At 62.1% G+C, this 19,038-nt stretch carries 17 protein-coding genes and 1 tRNA gene; 7 read left to right on the plus strand and 11 right to left on the minus strand.

What is annotated here, in order from left to right; genetic code table 11:
• Positions 1–58: 58 nt before the first annotated feature.
• Positions 59–1,273 (minus strand): bifunctional alpha/beta hydrolase/OsmC family protein, encoded by a 1,215-nt coding sequence (locus AAFO92_RS04485; RefSeq protein WP_347533465.1) that lies wholly within the window; start codon positions 1,271–1,273, stop codon positions 59–61.
• A gap of 332 nt (positions 1,274–1,605) precedes the next feature.
• Here AAFO92_RS04485 and AAFO92_RS04490 point away from each other — a divergent pair, with 332 nt between their 5' ends.
• Both AAFO92_RS04490 and AAFO92_RS04495 read left to right on the plus strand, forming a co-directional pair.
• Positions 1,606–2,304, plus strand: coding sequence for a GGDEF domain-containing protein (locus tag AAFO92_RS04490; RefSeq protein WP_347533466.1), 699 nt, complete (start codon positions 1,606–1,608; stop codon positions 2,302–2,304).
• 153 nt (positions 2,305–2,457) lie between these two features.
• Entirely contained in the window at positions 2,458–2,664 is a 207-nt protein-coding gene (locus AAFO92_RS04495; protein WP_347533467.1) for a hypothetical protein, read from the plus strand.
• Between the two features lie 23 nt (positions 2,665–2,687).
• Here the strand turns inward: AAFO92_RS04495 and dddP are convergent, their stop codons facing one another.
• Positions 2,688–4,031 (minus strand): dimethylsulfonioproprionate lyase DddP, encoded by a 1,344-nt coding sequence (gene dddP, locus AAFO92_RS04500; protein WP_347533468.1) that lies wholly within the window; start codon positions 4,029–4,031, stop codon positions 2,688–2,690.
• 224 nt (positions 4,032–4,255) lie between these two features.
• On the opposite strand from dddP, the gene AAFO92_RS04505 reads away from it, so the two are divergent.
• Positions 4,256–4,708, plus strand: a complete 453-nt coding sequence (locus AAFO92_RS04505) for a hypothetical protein (RefSeq protein ID WP_347533469.1) — start codon at positions 4,256–4,258, stop codon at positions 4,706–4,708.
• Between the two features lie 43 nt (positions 4,709–4,751).
• Here AAFO92_RS04505 and AAFO92_RS04510 read toward each other — a convergent pair whose 3' ends face one another.
• The 6 genes from AAFO92_RS04510 to AAFO92_RS04535 all read right to left on the minus strand — a co-directional run bounded on the left by AAFO92_RS04510 (position 4,752) and on the right by AAFO92_RS04535 (position 10,294).
• Positions 4,752–5,183, minus strand: a complete 432-nt coding sequence (locus tag AAFO92_RS04510; RefSeq protein ID WP_347533470.1) for a glyoxalase superfamily protein — start codon at positions 5,181–5,183, stop codon at positions 4,752–4,754.
• A gap of 216 nt (positions 5,184–5,399) precedes the next feature.
• On the minus strand, positions 5,400–6,389 hold the full coding sequence (locus tag AAFO92_RS04515; RefSeq protein WP_347533471.1) for a metallophosphoesterase: 990 nt from the start codon (positions 6,387–6,389) through the stop codon (positions 5,400–5,402).
• 4 nt (positions 6,390–6,393) lie between these two features.
• Positions 6,394–7,149 carry a lytic murein transglycosylase gene (locus tag AAFO92_RS04520; RefSeq protein WP_347533858.1) on the minus strand — a complete coding sequence of 252 codons (756 nt, stop codon included), beginning with the start codon at positions 7,147–7,149 and terminating at the stop codon, positions 6,394–6,396.
• Positions 7,150–7,328: 179 nt separating this feature from the next.
• Complete coding sequence (locus tag AAFO92_RS04525; RefSeq protein ID WP_347533472.1) at positions 7,329–8,201, minus strand: hypothetical protein; 873 nt, start codon at positions 8,199–8,201, stop codon at positions 7,329–7,331.
• A gap of 314 nt (positions 8,202–8,515) precedes the next feature.
• The gene (glnA, locus tag AAFO92_RS04530) at positions 8,516–9,922 is read right to left on the minus strand and encodes a type I glutamate--ammonia ligase (RefSeq protein WP_347533473.1); all 1,407 of its coding nucleotides are present in this window, start codon (positions 9,920–9,922) and stop codon (positions 8,516–8,518) included.
• Positions 9,923–9,955: 33 nt separating this feature from the next.
• Positions 9,956–10,294 carry a P-II family nitrogen regulator gene (locus tag AAFO92_RS04535; RefSeq protein WP_347533474.1) on the minus strand — a complete coding sequence of 113 codons (339 nt, stop codon included), beginning with the start codon at positions 10,292–10,294 and terminating at the stop codon, positions 9,956–9,958.
• Positions 10,295–10,464: 170 nt separating this feature from the next.
• Here AAFO92_RS04535 and AAFO92_RS04540 point away from each other — a divergent pair, with 170 nt between their 5' ends.
• Positions 10,465–12,117, plus strand: coding sequence for an NAD(P)H-hydrate dehydratase (locus tag AAFO92_RS04540; RefSeq protein WP_347533475.1), 1,653 nt, complete (start codon positions 10,465–10,467; stop codon positions 12,115–12,117).
• Between the two features lie 26 nt (positions 12,118–12,143).
• On the opposite strand, the gene AAFO92_RS04545 is transcribed toward AAFO92_RS04540, so the two are convergent.
• A complete protein-coding gene (locus AAFO92_RS04545) occupies positions 12,144–12,635 on the minus strand; it encodes a Hint domain-containing protein (protein WP_347533476.1) in 492 nt (163 codons plus the stop codon).
• A gap of 155 nt (positions 12,636–12,790) precedes the next feature.
• On the opposite strand from AAFO92_RS04545, the gene AAFO92_RS04550 reads away from it, so the two are divergent.
• Positions 12,791–12,875 (plus strand) — tRNA-Leu (locus AAFO92_RS04550).
• A 20-nt stretch (positions 12,876–12,895) separates the two neighbouring features.
• Here the strand turns inward: AAFO92_RS04550 and AAFO92_RS04555 are convergent.
• Positions 12,896–13,393 (minus strand): hypothetical protein, encoded by a 498-nt coding sequence (locus AAFO92_RS04555; protein WP_347533477.1) that lies wholly within the window; start codon positions 13,391–13,393, stop codon positions 12,896–12,898.
• The gene (locus tag AAFO92_RS04560; RefSeq protein WP_347533478.1) at positions 13,383–16,571 is read right to left on the minus strand and encodes a hypothetical protein; all 3,189 of its coding nucleotides are present in this window, start codon (positions 16,569–16,571) and stop codon (positions 13,383–13,385) included. Before AAFO92_RS04560 ends, AAFO92_RS04555 begins: the two co-directional genes overlap by 11 nt.
• Before the next feature lie 695 nt (positions 16,572–17,266).
• On the opposite strand from AAFO92_RS04560, the gene AAFO92_RS04565 reads away from it, so the two are divergent.
• Positions 17,267–17,470, plus strand: a complete 204-nt coding sequence (locus tag AAFO92_RS04565) for a hypothetical protein (protein ID WP_347533479.1) — start codon at positions 17,267–17,269, stop codon at positions 17,468–17,470.
• 154 nt (positions 17,471–17,624) lie between these two features.
• Positions 17,625–18,956: a trigger factor gene (tig, locus tag AAFO92_RS04570; RefSeq protein WP_347533480.1), complete on the plus strand. Its 1,332-nt coding sequence runs from the start codon at positions 17,625–17,627 to the stop codon at positions 18,954–18,956.
• Positions 18,957–19,038 lie beyond the last annotated feature (82 nt).

The raw sequence follows: 19,038 nt of genomic DNA on the forward strand, positions 1-19,038 counted from the left end.
GTCAAACGGCGAAAGTCTGCCCCGTCCCGCATAGCAGACATTGCGGCATGTCCTTTGCTCAGACTGCCTCTGTGATGATGGTCGAGCTTTGCTCGAGCGTGCGATGGACGGGGCATTTGTCGGCGATCTCAAGAAGCTTTTGGCGCTGTTCGTCGTTCAGATCTCCGGTCAGGTTGATGACCCTTTTGAACGTGTCGGCCTGGGCCTGGCCGCCGCCGCTCTCGGCGTCCTGCGCGTGCACCTTGTCATGGCTGACCGCCACCTGCACATGGTCCAGCGGCCAGCCCTTGCGGCGGGCATACATCCGGATCGTCATCGAGGTGCAGGCCCCGAGCCCTGCCGACAGGAACCCGTAGGGCGACATGCCGCGGTTGCTGCCGCCATAGGCCAGCGGTTCGTCTGCCAATACGTGATGGTCCGGGCCGGAATTTATGTCCTGCAGAAATCCGTCCGGATCGGCCTCGGACACGCAGACGATGCCTTCGGGCGCGCCGGGGGGTGGGGCGGGGGGCTTGAGATCAAGGTAGCGCGTCGCCCAGGCGGCAATGACCTCGGCCGCGTATTCGGCATCGTCGGGATCGGTGATCAGGTGGTCGGCATTGTCGAGCGTGACGAAGCTCTTGGGGTGTTTGGCGGCGCTGAAGATCTCGCCGGCATTCTCGATCCCGACGGTTGCGTCGCGCGGTGCGTGCAGGATCAGCAGGGCGCGGTGCAGGGTGGCGATCTTGCCGGTCAGGGTCTCGGCCTTCACATCCTCGACAAATCCCTGACCGATGCGGATCGGCCGTCCGCCCAGCATGACCTCGGCCGCGCCTTCCGCCGCGATCTTGTCGAGCGCATCGCCGAAATTATGGGTGACATGGCCCGGATCGTAGGGGGCGCCGATGGTGACGACGCCCTTGACGCTGTCGATCCCGCCTGCCGCGCCCAACACCGCCGCGCCACCGAGGGAGTGGCCGATCAGCAGGCTGGGGGCCATGTTGCGTTCGGCCAGCGCCTTGGCCGCCAGCACCAGGTCGTCGACATTCGACGAGAAGGAGGTGTTGGCAAACTCCCCCTCGGAATGCCCGAGGCCGGTAAAGTCGAAGCGCAGCACCGCGATGCCCGCCCCGGCAAGGCGGGCGGCGATGCGGCGCGCGGCGGGGATGTCCTTGGAGCAGGTAAAGCAATGTGCAAAGAGCGCGGTGGCCAGGTGGGGGCCGTCGGGCAGATCCAGGCGGGCGGCAAGGGTGCTGCCATCATGACCTGTGAAGGTAAGGCGTTCGGTCGGCATGGGGCGTCCTTTGGTTTCAGGTATGCGCAGAGCGTAGTCAGAGGCGTGCCGTGGCACCAGCACAGAGTCAGCGCCGTCACGCTAAGGTGAGAGCGCGCGATGCGTGCGCGCCGGTTCTGGTGAGGATGGATCACCGCTCTGCAAGCCGTGCGACACCCGCGTTGCCGGGGAGGGTGAATGCCTAAAATTTGGTGCGTATTCGAAGCTGAACGGGGAAAACGTAAATCAGGTCTTAACCAGAGGGTGCCAGAATGCGCGGAAAGCTATTGGTTTGTAGTGATCTCATGCAGTTACGGCTTAAGAACCATTTTGATGTCAGGATGTTTTCACTTGTGATTACGAGTGTGGTGGTATGCGGCACCGTGGTCCTGAGGCACCTGATGATGCCGCCGGAGTTCCTTCACAGCACCATCATCCAGGGGGCATGCATCGCCGCCATCATGGCGGCACCGATCAGCTATTTCGTCGGTCTAAAAATGATGGACATCAACATACTCGCTGAAAAACTGGAATATGCGGTCAACCATGACAACCTGACAGGGGCTTGCAGCCGGATGAATTTCCATCAGCGGCTCGAAAGTGTCGAAGACCAGGACATGGTGCTGATCATGGCCGATGTGGACCATTTCAAACGGATCAATGACCGCTATGGCCACAAGGCCGGAGATCACGCGCTGAAGCAGTTTGTGACCACGCTTGTACGCAACTGCCGCGAGGACGATGTGGTGGCGCGGTTCGGCGGAGAAGAGTTTGTGATACTCCTGAAAGGCGTCAGCCGGGACGAGGGCGAAGGGACGGCGCAGCGCCTGTGCGAGTGCGTGCGCGGCAAGAGGATCTTTGCCGACGGGCAGGAATTGCAGCTTACCGCCAGTTTCGGCGTGGCCGAGATCATGACCGTGTCGCAAATCGATATCGCGCTTCAGATGGCCGATCTGGCGGTGTACCGCGCCAAGCGGGAAGGCCGTGACCAGGTCTGCGTCTATGATCGCACCCTCGACGGAGAGGTGGTCGACGCGCGCAGTGCGGCTTAGTGCTTTGCCGCCTCTAGCGCGCCGGCGGGCACAGAGGTACTCTGCGCGCGCAATCAATCACGTTTTGTGATGTATGGCATAACATCAATTCGTTTTATTTATGTAACTGCTTTGCCTATCTTCGCCTTATCACCATGAGATGGAGAGATTGAAATGGCACATGAGATCAATATCCAAGGCCCTGCCCACAATCGGGTTTCCGGTGCCGCGACACTGGCGCTGACCGGCGCGCTGCTGCTGGTCATCGGCGGCCTGGCACTGAGCGACATCACCCCGGACGGCGTGGCGACACGGGGCGGGGTCGAGCCTGTTGCCGAGGACTGGCATGGCAATGTGCGCCGGTCCTACGGCGTCTACTGAACCGAAACACCGGTGGGGCAGGGTCAGACCTGCCCCATCAGACGCGGATCGAACGGATATTTCGTCAGGTTTTCGTAGCCGGTATCGGTGATCAGCACCTGGTCTTCCAGCTTGATCGAAAAATCGCCGCCCACGGCGCCGACCGCGGCCTCGACGCAAAGCACCATGCCGGGCTCCAGCGCATAGTCGAACGCGCCCTCTACCGCCTGATCGGGATAGGCCACGAGAGGCCATTCGTCACAAAGACCGACGCCGTGCATCAGGCAGCCATATTTCTGTGCCTGGTACTGTTCGTCCAGCCGGTGGCAATTGGCGGTCAGCTCGGGGATGGTCACGCCCGGTTTCAGCATTTCCATATTGGTCGCGATATGTTCATGGGCGTGCTGCATCGCATAGATCATGTCATCGCGCGGCTTCTCATCGCCGATCCACCAGGTTCGAGAGATGTCGACGCAGATGCCGTAGCTGCCGATCAGGTCGGTATCAAAGGCGACGATCTCGTTGTTTTGCACGATACGGGGGCCGCATTCCTGAAACCACGGGTTGGTGCGCGGCCCGGAGGCCAGCAGCCGGGTTTCGATCCATTCGCCGCCGCGGCGGATGTTTTCCGCATGCAGCACCGCCCAGATGTCATCCTCGGACATGTTTCCACCGGGCACGCCGGCGCGGGCGGCGTCCTCCATCGCCCGGACGGCAGTTTCACAGGCATGGCTGGCACAGCGCATCGCCAGGATCTCATCCGGGCCTTTGACGGCGCGGGCTTTTTCGGTCAGCTCCTCGCCCTGCATGACCTCCAGCCCCTGCGCCTCGAGCGCACGCAGCCCGTGCAGCATGATCTTGTCCACCGCCAGCCTGGTGTTGCCGGGCGCATGTTCGGCCAGCAGCACGCGAATCTCGTTCGAGAGCGCATCGGCGGCCACGTCGATCTTGTCGCCGCGATCGAAATAGAACAGGTCCGCGCCGGAGCGCTGTTCGCGCACCAGAGGGTTGAACGTGCTGAGGAAGGGCGAGTTCTTGTAATCCCAGATCACCATGTAGCCGTCGGCACACAGCAACACCGCCCGAAACGGATTGTGCGCGTTCCAAAGCTGCATGTTGGTGCTGTCGGTGGCATAGCGGATATTCAGCGGATCAAACAGAAGGATACCGGCATAGTCGCGGTCCACCACGTGCCGTGTCAGCCGTTCCCAGCGATACCGCCGCAGGGCCTGAAGATCGGGCAGCTGCAGGCCAGCGGCGTCCCATTCGGCAAAGGCCAGCTGCGTCGGGCCGATCTCGATCCGGTCGGCATCGTTGGGGGTATTGTCGCCCAGGGTCGCACCTTTGCCCGGGTCGATCTTGCGGGTATCGCGGTAATGCGTGTTCATGGCTGGCCTCGCTAGCGTTTACCCAAATGGTGAAAGCGGGCCGGTCGCGGTGCTTGCCGGTTTACGACAAATTCAGGTGCCTTTGAGCCGGTTCGCGCGGCGGGGTGTGCAAATACTGCCGTGCGCATCCCGGCGCTTGATCGTGGTAACAGATTGAAAAACTGCGCAATCTGCTCTATTGCTACCTACTGGCTGCCTGTGCGGCGGCCGCTGTGGGGGTGAAGGTGAGATACGGTATTAGGATTGGGCCGGTCGCTCTGGCATTGGGATTGATGGCGGCGCCGACAGTTTCGGCCGAAGAGGCCGCCGGCGATTACGTGCAATATTCGCTGGAAATGCAGGGATCGCGCGTGAAGGGGATCATGCTGGTGGCCCGGCTGGTGGACGGCCGGGAAGTGCCGCATGGCTATTCGCTCAGGCGCGTGGCGCAGTTCATCACGGATGATTGCGCCAGCGGCAAGGTCGGCAAGTTCAAGCTGGGTAAGCGCCGCACCAACAAGGGCAAGGGAGAGGTCAAACAGCCGTTTCGTGCGTTTTGCCTGGGTGGTCCGCATCCGCGGATCGGCGCCCCGCAGGAAGCCAAGGTGCTGGTGACGCGCCAGGAAGACGGGCGCGATCTGGCCGAGTATTCCTATTTTCACGACGGCAGGACAGTCACGTCGGAACGCTATCGCTAGGGCGGGCAGGTCCGCGCACCCGATGCGGATGCGCGGTGCCGGTTCAGGTGGTTTTGAGCGCCAGATGCGGCTTGCCGTCCGAGGTTTTCTCGTGCGTGGTGCCGCGCGCGTTGACCAGGGCGCTGACCTGTCGGCGCAGGGAACTGAAACGGTCCGAGGTGACGACATCAATCGGTTCGTCGAACACCAGTGTCAGGCGCCAGTGGCCGCCGGATGCCTCGCGCACGGATTTCAGCCGTCCGGTGAAGGCATGGCCCAGATAGCGCCCGCTGACCGTCTGGCCGACCTGCCAGGCGGGGCGCGCGGTGTCGGCCGCCGCCGACAGGGTGTTCCAGTCACGATACCCCCATTGCCTTGCAAGAGTTTCAAGCGCCGCCGAATGGCTGAGCGGGGTGCCTTGGTCCGCCAGCGTGCTGCGCAGCCGTTTCGCCTGCACCTTGAGCGCGTCGCGGGTGGGTAGGATTTGCGGTGTCATTGTCCAATTCCTTGACGGGTCAGTGACCTGTTCGGGGGGGCGTTCGCATTGCCATCCGGTCGGTGACCTCAGGGTCTGAAACTGGATTGATGTCAGCCAGGCTTCACCACGGGCAACTGCCCTGCGAACGGCGGGGGCCTGAACCCCGAAAGCGCCAAAATAGGAATTGCGCGTGCGGCTGTCAAGGCACGGGGCCAAGTTGCCGGGTTGGTGCGGCTATTGCTTGTTCTTTTTCTTCTTCGGTGCCCGGCGCAGCGGCTGATCCGGGTTGATGAAGGGCTGGATTGCAAAGGGGAACAGGTCGTCCGGGGTCACGTGGACGCGCACGGCGTGCATGTTCTTGGCGCCAAAGGTCTCAAGCGCCATGATGTTCGGGCCGGTCTTTGGAAAGGGACGGAACAGGCGGAACTTGTGGCTGTCACCATAGGTCAGCAATACCGGACGGTCGAATTCTGCCGCCTGCCAGAGCAGGGTCTGCGCAAAGGCTCCGAAACCGGAATGGCGCAGGAAGCCCTCGGCATCCCAGGGCGGGCCGAACCCGAATTCGAACATATCCGCGTGGATCGCCAGCACCAGCGCCTTGGCATCCGCGGCGGCGGCAAAGCTCTCGACCAGCCATTCGCGGTTGGCGGCATCGCGGGCGGCAAACTCGGCGGCCGCCTCCGGGCGGGTGGCCTCGAAATTGTTGTTCGATCCGACCACATGCGCGGTCACGAACATCACCTCGTTGAACATCACCCGGGCGTTTTCCGGGTAGCCCCCGGCGCCCTGGTGGGAAAGGGCGATGGGCGACTGCCCAAAGGAGGTTCCGGGCGTGTCGAAATAGGTGGCACGGATATGGGCCAGACGTTCCTCGGGATCATGACCGCCGGCGACCAGCCGGTAACAATCGGTCCATTCATTGTCGCCCGGCGCGTAGAGCGTGGGCGCGAAAAACCGGTTGAGGTAGTCCAGCCGTTCCGCCAGCAGCTCATCCGAGCAGAAGCTGCCGCCGGATTTGGTATCGCCCACATGAACGACCAGATCGGGGCCAGCCTGGTTTATCGCGTCGATCAGGCCCAGATAGAGGTCATGAACCTTCGCCCCGGTGCCATAGGGCTGATCGCCCACGACGACAAAGCTGAACGGTTCGGCGGCGCTGGCCGATGACCACAGGACAAGGCTGGCAGCGCCCAGCCAGCGGCGCAATCGGACGGGCAGACGCATCAGGTCACCTGTCGATCTTTGCGGCCATGATCGCGATGGCCTTTTGATAGACACTGGCGGCGTTCCATTGCTTGATGACGGCGAAATTGGGCTGCCCCTCCTGATAACCCTGGCCGGGTTTCCACCCCTTCTGGCGCAGGAAATTCGCGGTCGAGGCCAGCGCGTCGGCCTGGCTGTAGAAATCGATCCGCCCGTCTCCATTGGCATCGACACCGTATTTCAGCGCATTGCCGGGCAGGAACTGGGTATGGCCCAGCTCGCCATGTTTGGCGCCCTTGGTGGCGGCCGTGATGGCGCCCTGATCCACCAGCTTGAGCGCACCGATGGCATGCGGGATGAAGAAATCCGACCTTCGGCAATCATAGGCCAGCGTGGTAATGGCCGAAACGATGGCGCTGTCGCCCATGAACCCGCCAAACCCGGTTTCCATCCCGTGAATCGCGATCAGAACGCCCGCGGGGACGCCGTATTGACGCTCCAGCGCGGCATAGAATCCGGGGTTGCGGGCCTTGCGCTTGCGCCCTTGTGCAACGATGGTTTCTGCGCCGCGCACGCGCATGAATTTCTCCAGCGTGTATTTGAAGCTTTTCTGATTGCGGTCGGCGGCGATGGTGCGGGTCGCGTACCGTGCGCCGGCCAGCGCCTGCAGGCCGCTCTTGCGGACGCCGGCGCGCCTCGCCTCCTGGGCAAAGGCCGTTTTCCAGGTCTCGAACCCGCTGGACGTATTTCCGCAGGCCGCTGCATGGGCCGGGGGTGTCATTGTCAGGCTCAGGGCCGTTGCGCCGGCCGCGAAAAGGGTTGCAATGCGAGTCACGGGTCGAAGGCTCCTCTCAGGGCAAGGCACTGGGTCGAGTGTAGCCCGGCGTCCTCGACCCTTCCAAGGTAAATCTGACGCTGCCGGGGGTCGGTTGCACCGGGCAGGTGGCCGTGAACCGCCGCCTAGCCGATCAGTCCGTGTAGGACGGCCAAAGTCTCGGTCGTCGCGCCATGCGCATCCAGGGTAATGAAGGTGCCCGTCAGGGCCGCCACCTGGGAGGTAAGCCGCAGGTTTTCACCCTTCAGGGCATTGAACACCAAGAGGGCAACCCCAACCGGCAGGGCCAGAAGCAGGACGATAAAGGAAATCATCCATGCCGACAGGCGCAGCGGCGCGGTCTTTTCGCGGATCTCCTCGTCAGGGTCGGCAATCCCGATGGATTCGATATCCGACAGGAACGCCGCATAGAATCCGCATTGTTTGCCGGATTCGGCCGACAGCACCGCCTTTTGCGTCAGGGCCTGCTGAAGCTGATCGTTGGTTTCATCGATACTGGGCAGGGTATAGCGCCGCTCGACAATACCGCCGGGTGTGTACGAGACGGTCATCTGCGGCTCTGCCGCGGTCTCCGCTGCTTCGGGCTGCGTGGTCGCCATCACGAAATCGGCGCTGCTGAGGACCGCCCCGGGGGTCACCCATTTCACCTGATCGGCAGACAGCGTCCAGTGCAGGGATTTCAGCGCATGGGCCAATACCGTGTCCTGATGGAGAAACTCGCCATTCTTGCCGACGTTGCTGTTGATGGTCAGTTCCAGCATCAGCGGCGCGGGGCCGGGCAGACCATCAACGACGTGATCTTCGAGAACGGAAATTGTCACGTCATGGTGGGCGGATGAGATACAGGCGCGGTCATTCGACAGGATTCGCACGCCGGTCACGTTCTCCTCGAGCGCTTCAAACGCGTTGCGCACACGGTTGCCGATCTTGACGATATCGAGATCGCGCAACCCTTGAAATATCAACCCGGCGCTGGCCATCGTGTTGGTCGTTGTCATTGTCCCGCCCACTTACATCCCTTCGTGTCAGCCCTGATTTTTGAGCGGCAAAAATGTGAACAATTTGTTTCAAATGCGGAACCATTGAGGCAAATCGGCCGAAATCGGCCCTTTTGACGCCAATTTCGCAACAATTCACCCCAGATCAGGGTCTGGCGGCTGGCGTGCCGATCCTGGGGCGTCGATGAGCGGCCGACGGCGCATTTCACCAGGAAAACCAAACCGTTCGTTGCTCGCCTTGCGATCATACCTCGCACCGGGCACGAAAAAAGGGGCACCGACGGTGCCCCTTTTTGTCGCAATCCTGATGGCGATCAGCAGCTGTAATACAGGCCGAACTCAACCGGGTGAGGTGTATGCTCGAACAGCTCAACCTCTTCCATCTTCAGGGCGATGTAGCCGTCGATCTGGTCCTTGGTGAAGACGTCGCCGGCCAGCAGGAAGTCATGATCCGCCGCAAGTGCCTCAAGCGCCTCACGCAGGCTGCCGCAGACGGTCGGGATGCCTTCCAGCTCTTCGGCGGGCAGATCGTAGAGGTTCTTGTCCATCGCCTCGCCGGGGTCGATCTTGGACTTGATGCCGTCCAGCCCGGCCATCAGAAGCGCCGCGAAAGCCAGGTAGGGGTTGGCCGCCGGATCGGGGAAGCGGGCCTCGACGCGCTTGGCTTTGGGCGACTCGGTCCACGGGATCCGCACGCAACCCGAACGGTTGCGGGCCGAGTAGGCGCGCAGAACGGGCGCTTCGAAGCCGGGGATCAGCCGCTTGTAGCTGTTGGTCGACGGGTTGGTGAAGGCGTTCAGCGTCTTGGCATGCTTGAGGATGCCGCCGATGAAATACAGCGCCTCCTGGCTGAGATCAGCATATTTGTCGCCGGCAAAGAGCGGCTTGCCGTCCTTCCAGATCGACATGTTGACATGCATGCCGGTGCCGTTATCGCCATAGATCGGCTTGGGCATGAAAGTGGCCGACTTGCCATAGGCCTGGGCCACGTTGTGGATGACGTATTTGTACTTCTGCAGCTCGTCGGCCTGCTTGGTCAGGCTGTCGAAGATCAGGCCCAGCTCGTGCTGACAGCTGGCCACCTCGTGGTGGTGCTTGTCGACCTTCATGCCCAGGCGTTTCATCGTGCTCAGCATCTCGGACCGGATGTCCTGGGCGTCGTCGATCGGGTTTACGGGGAAATAGCCGCCCTTGACGCCGGGCCGGTGGCCGGTATTGCCCATCTCGTATTCGGTATCGGTGTTCCAGGACGCGTCGATTGCATCAACTTCGTACGATACCTTGTTGATCGAGTTCGAAAAACGCACGTCGTCGAACAGGAAGAACTCGGCCTCGGGGCCGAAAAAGGCGCTGTCGCCGATGCCCGAGGATTTCAGGTAGGCTTCGGCCTTTTCGGCGGTGCCGCGCGGGTCGCGGTTATAGGGTTCGCCGGTATCGGGCTCGACCACCGAACAATGCACGCACAGCGTTTTCTCGGCATAGAACGGATCGACATAGGCGCTGTTGGTGTCGGGCATCAGTTTCATGTCCGAGGCCTCGATGGATTTCCAGCCGGCAATCGACGAGCCGTCGAACATGAAGCCCTCTTCGAGGAAATCCTCATCGACCTGGTCGGCCATGACGGTGACGTGCTGCAGCTTGCCGCGCGGGTCGGTAAAGCGGATGTCGACATATTCGATGTCCTCATCCTTGATCTGCTTGAGAACGGTGTCCTTGCTCATTCTCCTGGTCCTTCTTGTTTGGGGAATGTAGGTTTACAGCGCTTCCGAGCCGGTCTCGCCGGTGCGGATGCGGATGGCTTGTTCGACGGGGCTGACAAAGATCTTGCCGTCGCCGATCTTGTCTGTTTTCGCGGCCTCGGTGATGGCCTCGATCGCGGCATCAACCTGGTCGTCGTCCAGCACCACGTCAATTTTCACCTTGGGCAGGAAATCGACGACATATTCGGCCCCGCGATAGAGTTCGGTATGGCCTTTCTGGCGGCCAAATCCCTTGACCTCGATGACGCTGAGACCCTGGATCCCTGCCTCTTGCAGAGCCTCCTTGACCTCGTCAAGCTTGAACGGCTTGATGATCGCTTCGATCTTCTTCATGGCGCGCACTCCTGCGGTTGGATTTCGGCCCCTGAGACCACTTCTGTTCCCGTGGCTCAATCGGTTAGGGTGAAGTCGCGTGCAGGCGGGCGGGCCGCAGGGCTGGTTTGCACAAAAAATAGGCATAGTGCGCAAGAAGTGACCAAAAGTGAATCGGCGAGGGTGACGGAATGAGTGAACTGCTGACCGCCGCGCAAATGCGCGCCATCGAACAGGCCGCCATCGAGTCGGGCGAGGTGACCGGGCTGGAGCTGATGGAACGCGCCGGGCGGGGCGTTGTCGAGGCGATTTTCGAGGAATGGCCGGAGCTTGCGAAAACCTCGCACCGCGCGGTGGTTCTGTGCGGGCCGGGGAACAATGGCGGCGATGGGTTCGTGGTCGCGCGGCTGCTGAAGGAATGGGGCTGGGAGGTGGAGGTGTTTCTCTACGGCGACCCCGAGAAACTGCCGCCGGATGCGAAGGTGAATTATGAGCGGTGGAATGAGTTGGGTGCAGTTGATGAACTGACCGATGATAGAATTGATGGTTACGGGGAGGACAATCCTGGCACGGTTATTGCCGTCGATGCGCTTTTCGGTACAGGCTTGACGCGATCGTTCCTAGATTTTGGTCGTGTCCAAGACGAACTGAACTATTGGCAAGCGTCATCGACCCAAGGGGAAATGCCGCGGGTCGTTTCTATTGATGTGCCCAGCGGGCTTTGCGCAGACAGTGGGCAGTTTCTCGGATATGGACCGAAGGATGAGAATCCTCTTGATTTGTGTGTGTTGTCGAACCTCACGGTCTCGTTTCACTCAGAGAAAGTGGGTCATAGACTCTTCTTGGGGCCATTGGCATGCGCAAAAGTTGTCGTCGCTGATATCGGTCTAGAGGGCGGTGCCCGTCCGGGGGCGGAAGCGAAGCGCCCGCCCATGGGGGCGGACGGGCGCTGCCCGGCGGTTCCGCCGGGCGATATCGTCAAGTTGATCGAGGCCCCACGATGTTTTCGCCTGAACAAATTCTCTGGTTGGCACAAGTATTCGCAGGGTCATGCGCTGATCCTGTCGGGTGGCCATGGCAAAACCGGCGCGGCGCGGTTGGCGGCGCGGGGGGCGCTCCGGATCGGGGCGGGGTTGGTGACGATTGGCGTGCCGGGGTCGGCGCAGATGGAGGTGGCGGCGCAGGTCACGGCGGTGATGCTGAAACGGGTCGAGGATGGCGACGGGCTGGCGGCGCTGCTGGAGGATGACCGCCTCAATGCGCTCTGTCTCGGGCCGGGGCTCGGGATCGAGCGCGCGCGGGAGCTGGTGCCGGTGGCGGTGCGTGCGGCGCACACACCCTACGTCACCTTGGATGCCGATGCGCTGACCGCCTTTGCGGAAGCGCCGGAGGAATTGTTCGGGATGCTGCACGAGAGCTGCGTTCTGACCCCGCATGGGGGCGAGTTCGCGCGGCTCTTTCCGGATATCGCCGAGAAGCTGAACGCGCCCGCCATCAAGGGCCCGGCCTATTCCAAGGTCGATGCCACGCGCGAGGCGGCGAAACGGGCCGGCTGCGTGGTGCTGTTCAAGGGGCCGGACACGGTGATCGCCGCCCCGAACGGGCGGTGCTCAATCAACTCCGCCCATTACGAGCGCGCAGCGCTCTGGTTGGCGACCGCCGGGTCGGGCGATGTGTTGGCGGGGTTTATCACCGGGCTTCTGGCGCGGGGATTTGCACCGATGCAGGCGGCGGAGACGGCGGCGTGGCTGCATGTGGAATGCGCGCGGTCCTTCGGGCCGGGGCTGATCGCTGAGGATCTGCCCGAGGAAGTGCCGAAAGTGTTCCGAGACCTGGGCCTGTGACGCGATACCGTTAGCGGCGTTTTGGGTCAGGCAGCCAGCGCGGAGGCTGCCACATGACCCGCGACTTCCAGACCGTCCACATAGAGGATATGCGAGCGGTCGAACACCAATTCGCAGATGGTCGTTTGTTGGGGGGCGGTGCGGGTGATGAATTCGCCATCCACCAGACGCCCCGCCGCGACGATGGCCTGGTTCGCGCCAAAGAGCGCCAGCGCCCGCCAGTCCCGTACCAGCACGCCCTGGCCCGCGGGCAGGATGGTGTCGCAATCGGGGCGGGTATCGCCCAGTGAGCCGGCCCTGATCCGGATGAGCGGGACGAGGACAGTGCGTTGGCGGATCGCGCGCAGGAGGGCGGTGCCGCTGTCACGGGTCACGATGCGTTGGCCGGGACTCAGATCGCGCACGCGCCTCTCTCCGTCAAGGGTCAGGATGATGCTGTGTGCCGGAAGGCCCTTGATCTGATGGGAAAGGGTGACATGGTTTGCGTCACCGCTCCGCCCGACCGTCTTCGGTTTCATGGCGTGTCTCGCTCTGGTTTGCCTCGTTAATTGGCCACAGGATATGTTATGAAAGCGTAAATGTCGCGCTTTTTGTGGGCCGGCCGGGGTGCCGGGCATGGCGCACATTTTCTGCTCGCAACCGCCGCCAAGCTTTGCTAGAGACCGCGCACAGTGCGGGTGTGGCGAAATTGGTAGACGCACCAGATTTAGGTTCTGGCGCCGCAAGGCGTGGGGGTTCAAGTCCCTCCACCCGCACCAGATGCCTTTGAACAGACGCTTCAGCCGATCGGTTGTTCCAACTTTTCGGCCCAGTACTGGCAAAGCTCCTCGGCGGCTGGTCCAAGGAATTCCCGGACGATGATCACGGCGGCGGGGGCCGCGAAGAGTGGTGAGGTAAAGGGCAGCAGCGCGGCCGTGACCGCGGCGATGGCCGCGGATTCATTGAGGTTTGCCAGATCGGCAATCTTCTTGCGTTCCTCATCGCTGCCGGATCCGCCGCAGATCACGCCATGCAGGCGCCGGATCCAGACCTTCATCAGCCGGTCGCCGATTTCCTTCAGGTTGTCGCCAAGCGCCATTTCGGCCGTGGCATAGCCGCCATCGAGCGCCGGGTCGGTCAGGACGCTTTCGTCTTGTTGGGCCACCGCCTCTCGCCGGGCGATTTCCTCCAGCAGGTTCGTGGTGTCGGACGCGCCAAGCCGTTCGGCGGCCGAAACCGTCTCGCGCGCCTTGGCATCATCGACCGGAACGGTCTTGGTCGCCACTTCAGTGCTCATGGGTAATCTCCTTTTTCGGGTCGGGTCTGGTCAGAAGGGTCGCGTCGGCGTGTCCGTAGAGCGAATAGGCGAAGCCGAGTAGGTTGTTGTTGTCGTGAAAATGCCGGCGGCTGTGGCGCAGTGCCTCGCCCAGGGGGGCGCCACCGATCAGCTGGCGCAGCACCTCTTGCGCGAAGGCATCGGCAAAATGTGCGTTCATCGGGCATTCCGTGCCCAGAACGGCTGCGCAATGGCTGTCCAGGAAAACCCGTGTCAGCCCGTCCGACCGGCCCGGCAGCAGATCGGCGGAATGGCACATGTTGAGGAAGATGATCGGCCGGCGTGGCGCGAACCCCGGCAGCGCGCTTTGCAGTTGCGATTCCGAAAGGGTCATCGTGTCGGTCTTTATCCGTGCCTGGACCGTGCCCGCGCTGACCAGTCCGAACACCTGGTTGCGCCAGTCGTCGGCATCGTCCTCCAACTGTTTTTCGAGGTTGCGCAGGATATCTTCGGGAAAGCCTGTCGCGCGGCGGCTGGTGCTGCCGTGGCAGAAGAAGTAATAGAGGTCGGCCGAGGGGTTGGTGCCGAGCGCGTCAAGGATCGCCTGGCTGGTTTCCAGCCGGTTATGCGCCACCTGCGGGGCTGCCGCAAAGATCTTGTCGAGATTGCCCCGGTGGTCGACGAACCTGGTGAAGCCGTCGTCGAGCACAAGGTTCACATCCGCCGTTTCGGATGCCTGTGGTGCAAGGGGCGCGCCGCGTTTGCGCGTCAATTCAATCTGATAGCGCAAGCCCCAGAACTCTGCCGCGTCGGTCTGATCGGTCGGGATCAGAACCGACCAGGGAAAGACGAAACTTTCGGCATTTGCCGCCGTGGTGATGCGGATGACGGTTCCGTCGCCGGGTGCAAGGTTGGCAATCCATTCCCCCAGCCGTTCGCTTGCGCCTGCCGCACCCGCCTTGCGCGCGCCGAAAAGGCAGCGCCACGCCCTGTGGCCGAGATCGATCATGGCCGGCATGACATCGTTGGTGTAGTAATAGCTGCTGACCGCGTTCTTTTCGTTGGCAAAGAGGTTGAGGGCCTTGTCGGTCCAGAATTCGCGCACGAACGCCAGCAGCTGTTCCAGATCGCCCTCTGACAACAGGTGCCTCGGGTCAATCTCAACCTGGATATTCCCGCCCGAGCTGAACAGCGCCTCGACATGGTAGCCGCCCGGCACACGGTTGACGTGGAAGGCCAGCGCATCCACGGATGTCTTGCCCGGCGTTACCGGCATGACGCCCCGCTCGGTCCAGTGCAGTCTGCGGGTGATCTGCCCGTCGATATCTTCGTGGCGGATTTCGAGAATGTCGAGCAGGTGCAGCTCGGCGGAGTAGAGCCGGATTTCGATCGGCGGTGTCACTGCGGCCACCTGGTCGGGCATGGTAAAGCGGAAATAGACCGGTTGCGTATCCTGATCGTATTCCCAGTCGAAGGTTTGCAGCGGGTCGTCGAAGACCGGCCCGCCAAGGTGCCCGGAACTGGCGACGGCATAGACCTTGATCGTCTCGCGCCCGACACGCAGATTGGCGATCCCCTGGGGAGTGTTGCCCGGGGCGATCCCGCTGCGTTCGGCCGCGATGTTCAGGGCGATACTGTAATCGCAGCCCGCGCCGAGCGTTTGATGGTCCTGCAATGGGGCCGTTGCGGGCGGGATGTTTTCGAAGCAGAAGCCGGAATAGATGTCGATATTGGTATAGCGGGTACGCTCTGGCGTGGGCTGTGGCGATGGTTCGCGCCCGGAGGTGCCGCCCGGCGGTGACGAGCGTGGTGTTTCGGTTGCCCGTACTACCCGGGGCCGGGGGACGGCGCTGGCAGTGAGCCCGCCGAGAATTTCACCGATTTGATCGAATGCTCTGGTCAGGCCGCCGCCCTTGGGTGCCGGGGCCGATCTTGCGGGCGGTTCGCCCCTGGGTGCCGGGGCCGGTTGTTGCCGTGGTGCGCTGTCCGGCGCGCCATACCCCTCGGGTGCCGGGGCGGCCTCGGCCTCGTCGACGCTGCCGAAGCCATCGCGATAGTCGCGGGTGGCGATGTCCAGCCCCCACATGTCGCGCCCGGTCTGGCTTTCACGATGATAGGCAAGCGTCTTGCCGTAAACCGCGCGTTCGACCGCGCTTTGTAACTCGCCGAGGCCGATCTCGCCCTCGGGCAGCCCGAACTCGGGCAGTGCAAAGGGCAGGGTGACGCTGTTGATGCCCGCATAGCGCCGGATATCGGGGATATCGCGCAACAGCTCATCGACGCGCCGATGCAGGCGCGAATTGTTCATCTGCCGGAAATAATCCGAAGCTGGTGCGACAAGCACCGGTGCGCCCGAGGCCGAAAAAGGGTTGGCGTTCGACTGAAGAACCGCGTTGAAAAAGGCGACGTCAAAGGGCGCATCGTGGCTGATATTGTCGATGAAGTGCCAGAGAAACGGCGCGGCCTGCCGCGGAGCGAGCGGCACAAGCGCCACGAGGCGGGACCCGTCCGCGCGCTGCAGCAGGTCCGTCACCGTGGACAGGGTCATGCCCGGATCAAGCGCGATATTGAAATTGCCCGCATCCTGCCCGTAATTTGCGAAGCTCGAACGGGCAGCGGCATGAAGGGCAATGTCATAGCTCTCGTACCGGTTCTCCAGCCGTATGCTGTCCGCGCCATAGCGCGCATCGGCGGGGTCGATACCGCTGTCCGGCAGGTTGACCAGCACGCGGGGCGGCCAGTTCCAGTAAAGGTCAATGGAATGGCCGATGGATTGGATCGCCACCGACCCCAGGTAGCCCTGGGGCAGGTGGCGCCAGTCGTCATAGGGATCGCGTCCCGTCAGCGCCAGGCGCGACAATACCTGCGCCGACTGGGCCGACAGCTGAAGCTCTGGCAGATGCCATTGTGGTCCCATGGACACGATCAACAGGCGCACGATCGCCGGGCCATCCAACCGGCTGCAAAACTCCTGCCAGACCTGCGCAAGCGCGGTGTCGTCCAGCGGCCAGTCGCCCGAGCCGGGCAGGGACCACAAGAGCGCGGCACGGTCCGCGCGATCGAACCAATCTGCCAGCAGCCCCACATCGCCGGAGGTCTGCCCGCCACGGTTGCAGATCACGCCGGCGGCGGCATAGGCCATTGCTTCGACGGTCGGGTCACCCGAATTCAGGGCGTAGGGAAGCGGATGCAAAATCATCTTGCCGGTTCCGGGATCTGCGTCAAAATGCGGCTCATTGCTCTTGGTCCGAGGCGTCGAAAAGCAATTCGAAATAAGGCTTATCGTGGCATATCAATCATGAACTGTCACTGGATATTCCCGCGCTGACACTGCGCGGCGCCTTTGCCGCAGAGCGGGTTGCGCCGTTGAGTCAACAGACCGCGTCCGGTCCCGAAACTATGGTATTCCTATGACGCCGCAGCGCGGCAAACGCGCGAATCCCCTGGCGCGGCGGATCGCAATCCGTCTGCCCCGATGGCCGCCAGCGCCAGGTAGCGCGGAAAAAGACGCGAAAAACGGTCTGTTTCCGAAAACGGACTGCGACCACAACATATGGGTTCAGGACGGGTCCGGAACGCCAAGGGGGGTGGAACCGTTGCCGTTTTCGAAACAATGATGTCGAAACCCGGCCCGCTTTGGTGCCGTTGATCCTAAATTCAGGAAAATTCGTCTGAAATTTGAAACAGCAGTTCATATCGCAGTTTCGCACGTGATCGGCTGACCGGCGCTGCGTCGCATTTGCGCCCTAATTGCGCCTTTTTTCTGCCACAATTGGACGGCGAATAGGAGAGGTGCTGTAACGAGTATCTGCCTGTCGGGTTTGCGACATCTACCCGAAAACCAGATCCCGGAATGCAAAGAATGGTGACCGTCATCATCATTTCTTTAGGGATTTGTCGTACCTGACAGGCAGTTTTCTGGGGGCGACCATGCTGTCTTTCGGTTTTGCCAGGGAATCCGATTTCCCGTTTGGTGATGTTTTGTCTGCCTTGCCGGCCGAGGTGGTGGCCTGGCGTGCGCAACGGCGTATGCTGCTGGCATTTGGCGCGGCGGGCTATCTTGGCGCGGCATTCCTCGTGCTGTCTTTCCTCTCCTGACATCGCAACGCGCCGGTTCCGGCCGGAACGAATGGAACTGCGGCTGCAATAATGCGGCTTTGCCCTTGCGTGCGGACAGGGGGGCCAATAGAAGGGCCCGTGATTTTGACCGCTGCGGACGCCTCCGCGGCCAGATGCAATGGGAAGGACGAACATGCAGGTCACCGAAACCCTGAACGAAGGTCTCAAGCGAGGCTACAAAATGGTCCTGTCGGCCAAGGAGCTGGACGACAAGGTGATGGAGAAGCTCAAGGAAGCGCAGCCCGATGTGGAGTTGAAGGGATTCCGCAAGGGCAAGGTGCCTCTGGCGCTGTTGAAGAAGAATTTCGGCCAGCGCGTGATGGGTGAAGCGATGCAGGAAACCGTCGATGGCGCGATGTCCAGGCATTTCGAGGAAAAAGGTGAACGCCCCGCCGCCGAGCCCGACGTCAAGATGACGAACGAGGACTGGAAAGAGGGTGACGACGTCGAGATCGAGATGACCTACGAGGCGCTGCCCGAGATCCCCGAGGTCGATCTGAAATCGATCAAGCTGGAACGCCTGGTGGCCAAGGCCGACGACAAGGCGGTCGACGAGGCGCTGGCCAACCTGGCCGAAAGCGCGCAGGATTTCAAGGACCGCAAGAAGGGGTCGAAGGCCAAGGATGGCGATCAGGTTGTGATGGACTTCCTGGGCAAAGTCGACGGCGAAGCCTTTGAAGGCGGCAGCGCGGATGACTATCCGCTGGTGCTGGGCTCCAACAGTTTTATCCCTGGTTTCGAAGATCAGCTTGTGGGCGTGAAGGCGGGCGAGGAAAAGTCCGTCACCGTCAGCTTCCCCGAGGATTACCAGGCCGAGCATCTGGCCGGCAAGGAAGCGGTGTTCGACTGCACCATCAAGGCCGTCAAGGAACCGGCCGCTGCCAAGATCGACGATGAGCTGGCCAAGAAGTTCGGCGCCGAGGATCTGGACGGGCTGAAAACCCAGATCCGGGAGCGCCTGGAAGAGGAATATGCCGGTGCGTCGCGGGCGATCCTCAAGCGCAGGTTGCTGGATGAGCTGGACAAGAAAGTCAGCTTCGAGCTGCCGCCCAGCATGGTCGAGATCGAGTCGAAGCAGATCGCACATCAGCTGTGGCACGATGAGAACCCCGATGTCCAAGGCCATGACCACCCCGAGATCGAACCCACCGACGAGCACAAGGCCCTGGCCGAGCGCCGGGTGCGTCTGGGCCTGTTGCTGGCCGAGCTGGGCCAGAAGGCCGAGGTCGAGGTTACCGATGCCGAGATGACCCAGGCGGTCATGACCCAGGCACGGCAATATCCGGGCCAGGAGCGCGAGTTCTTTGAATTCGTGCAGAACAACCCGCAGATGCGCCAACAGCTGCGCGCCCCGATCTTCGAGGACAAGGTCGTGGATTACGTGGTTGAGCTGGCCAAGGTTTCCGAGAAGGAAATCACGAAGGCCAAGCTGGAAAAAGAGATCGAGGCGCTGGAAGACGCCTGATCCGGTAAAGCCGCCGGTAAGAAAAGTGAAGGGCCGCCCGGGAGAGCGGCCCTTCTTTCATTCTGGCGCGGGATTTCCGTTG

This window comes from Roseovarius sp. CAU 1744 (assembly GCF_039839345.1).
Classification (GTDB): Bacteria; Pseudomonadota; Alphaproteobacteria; order Rhodobacterales; family Rhodobacteraceae; genus Roseovarius.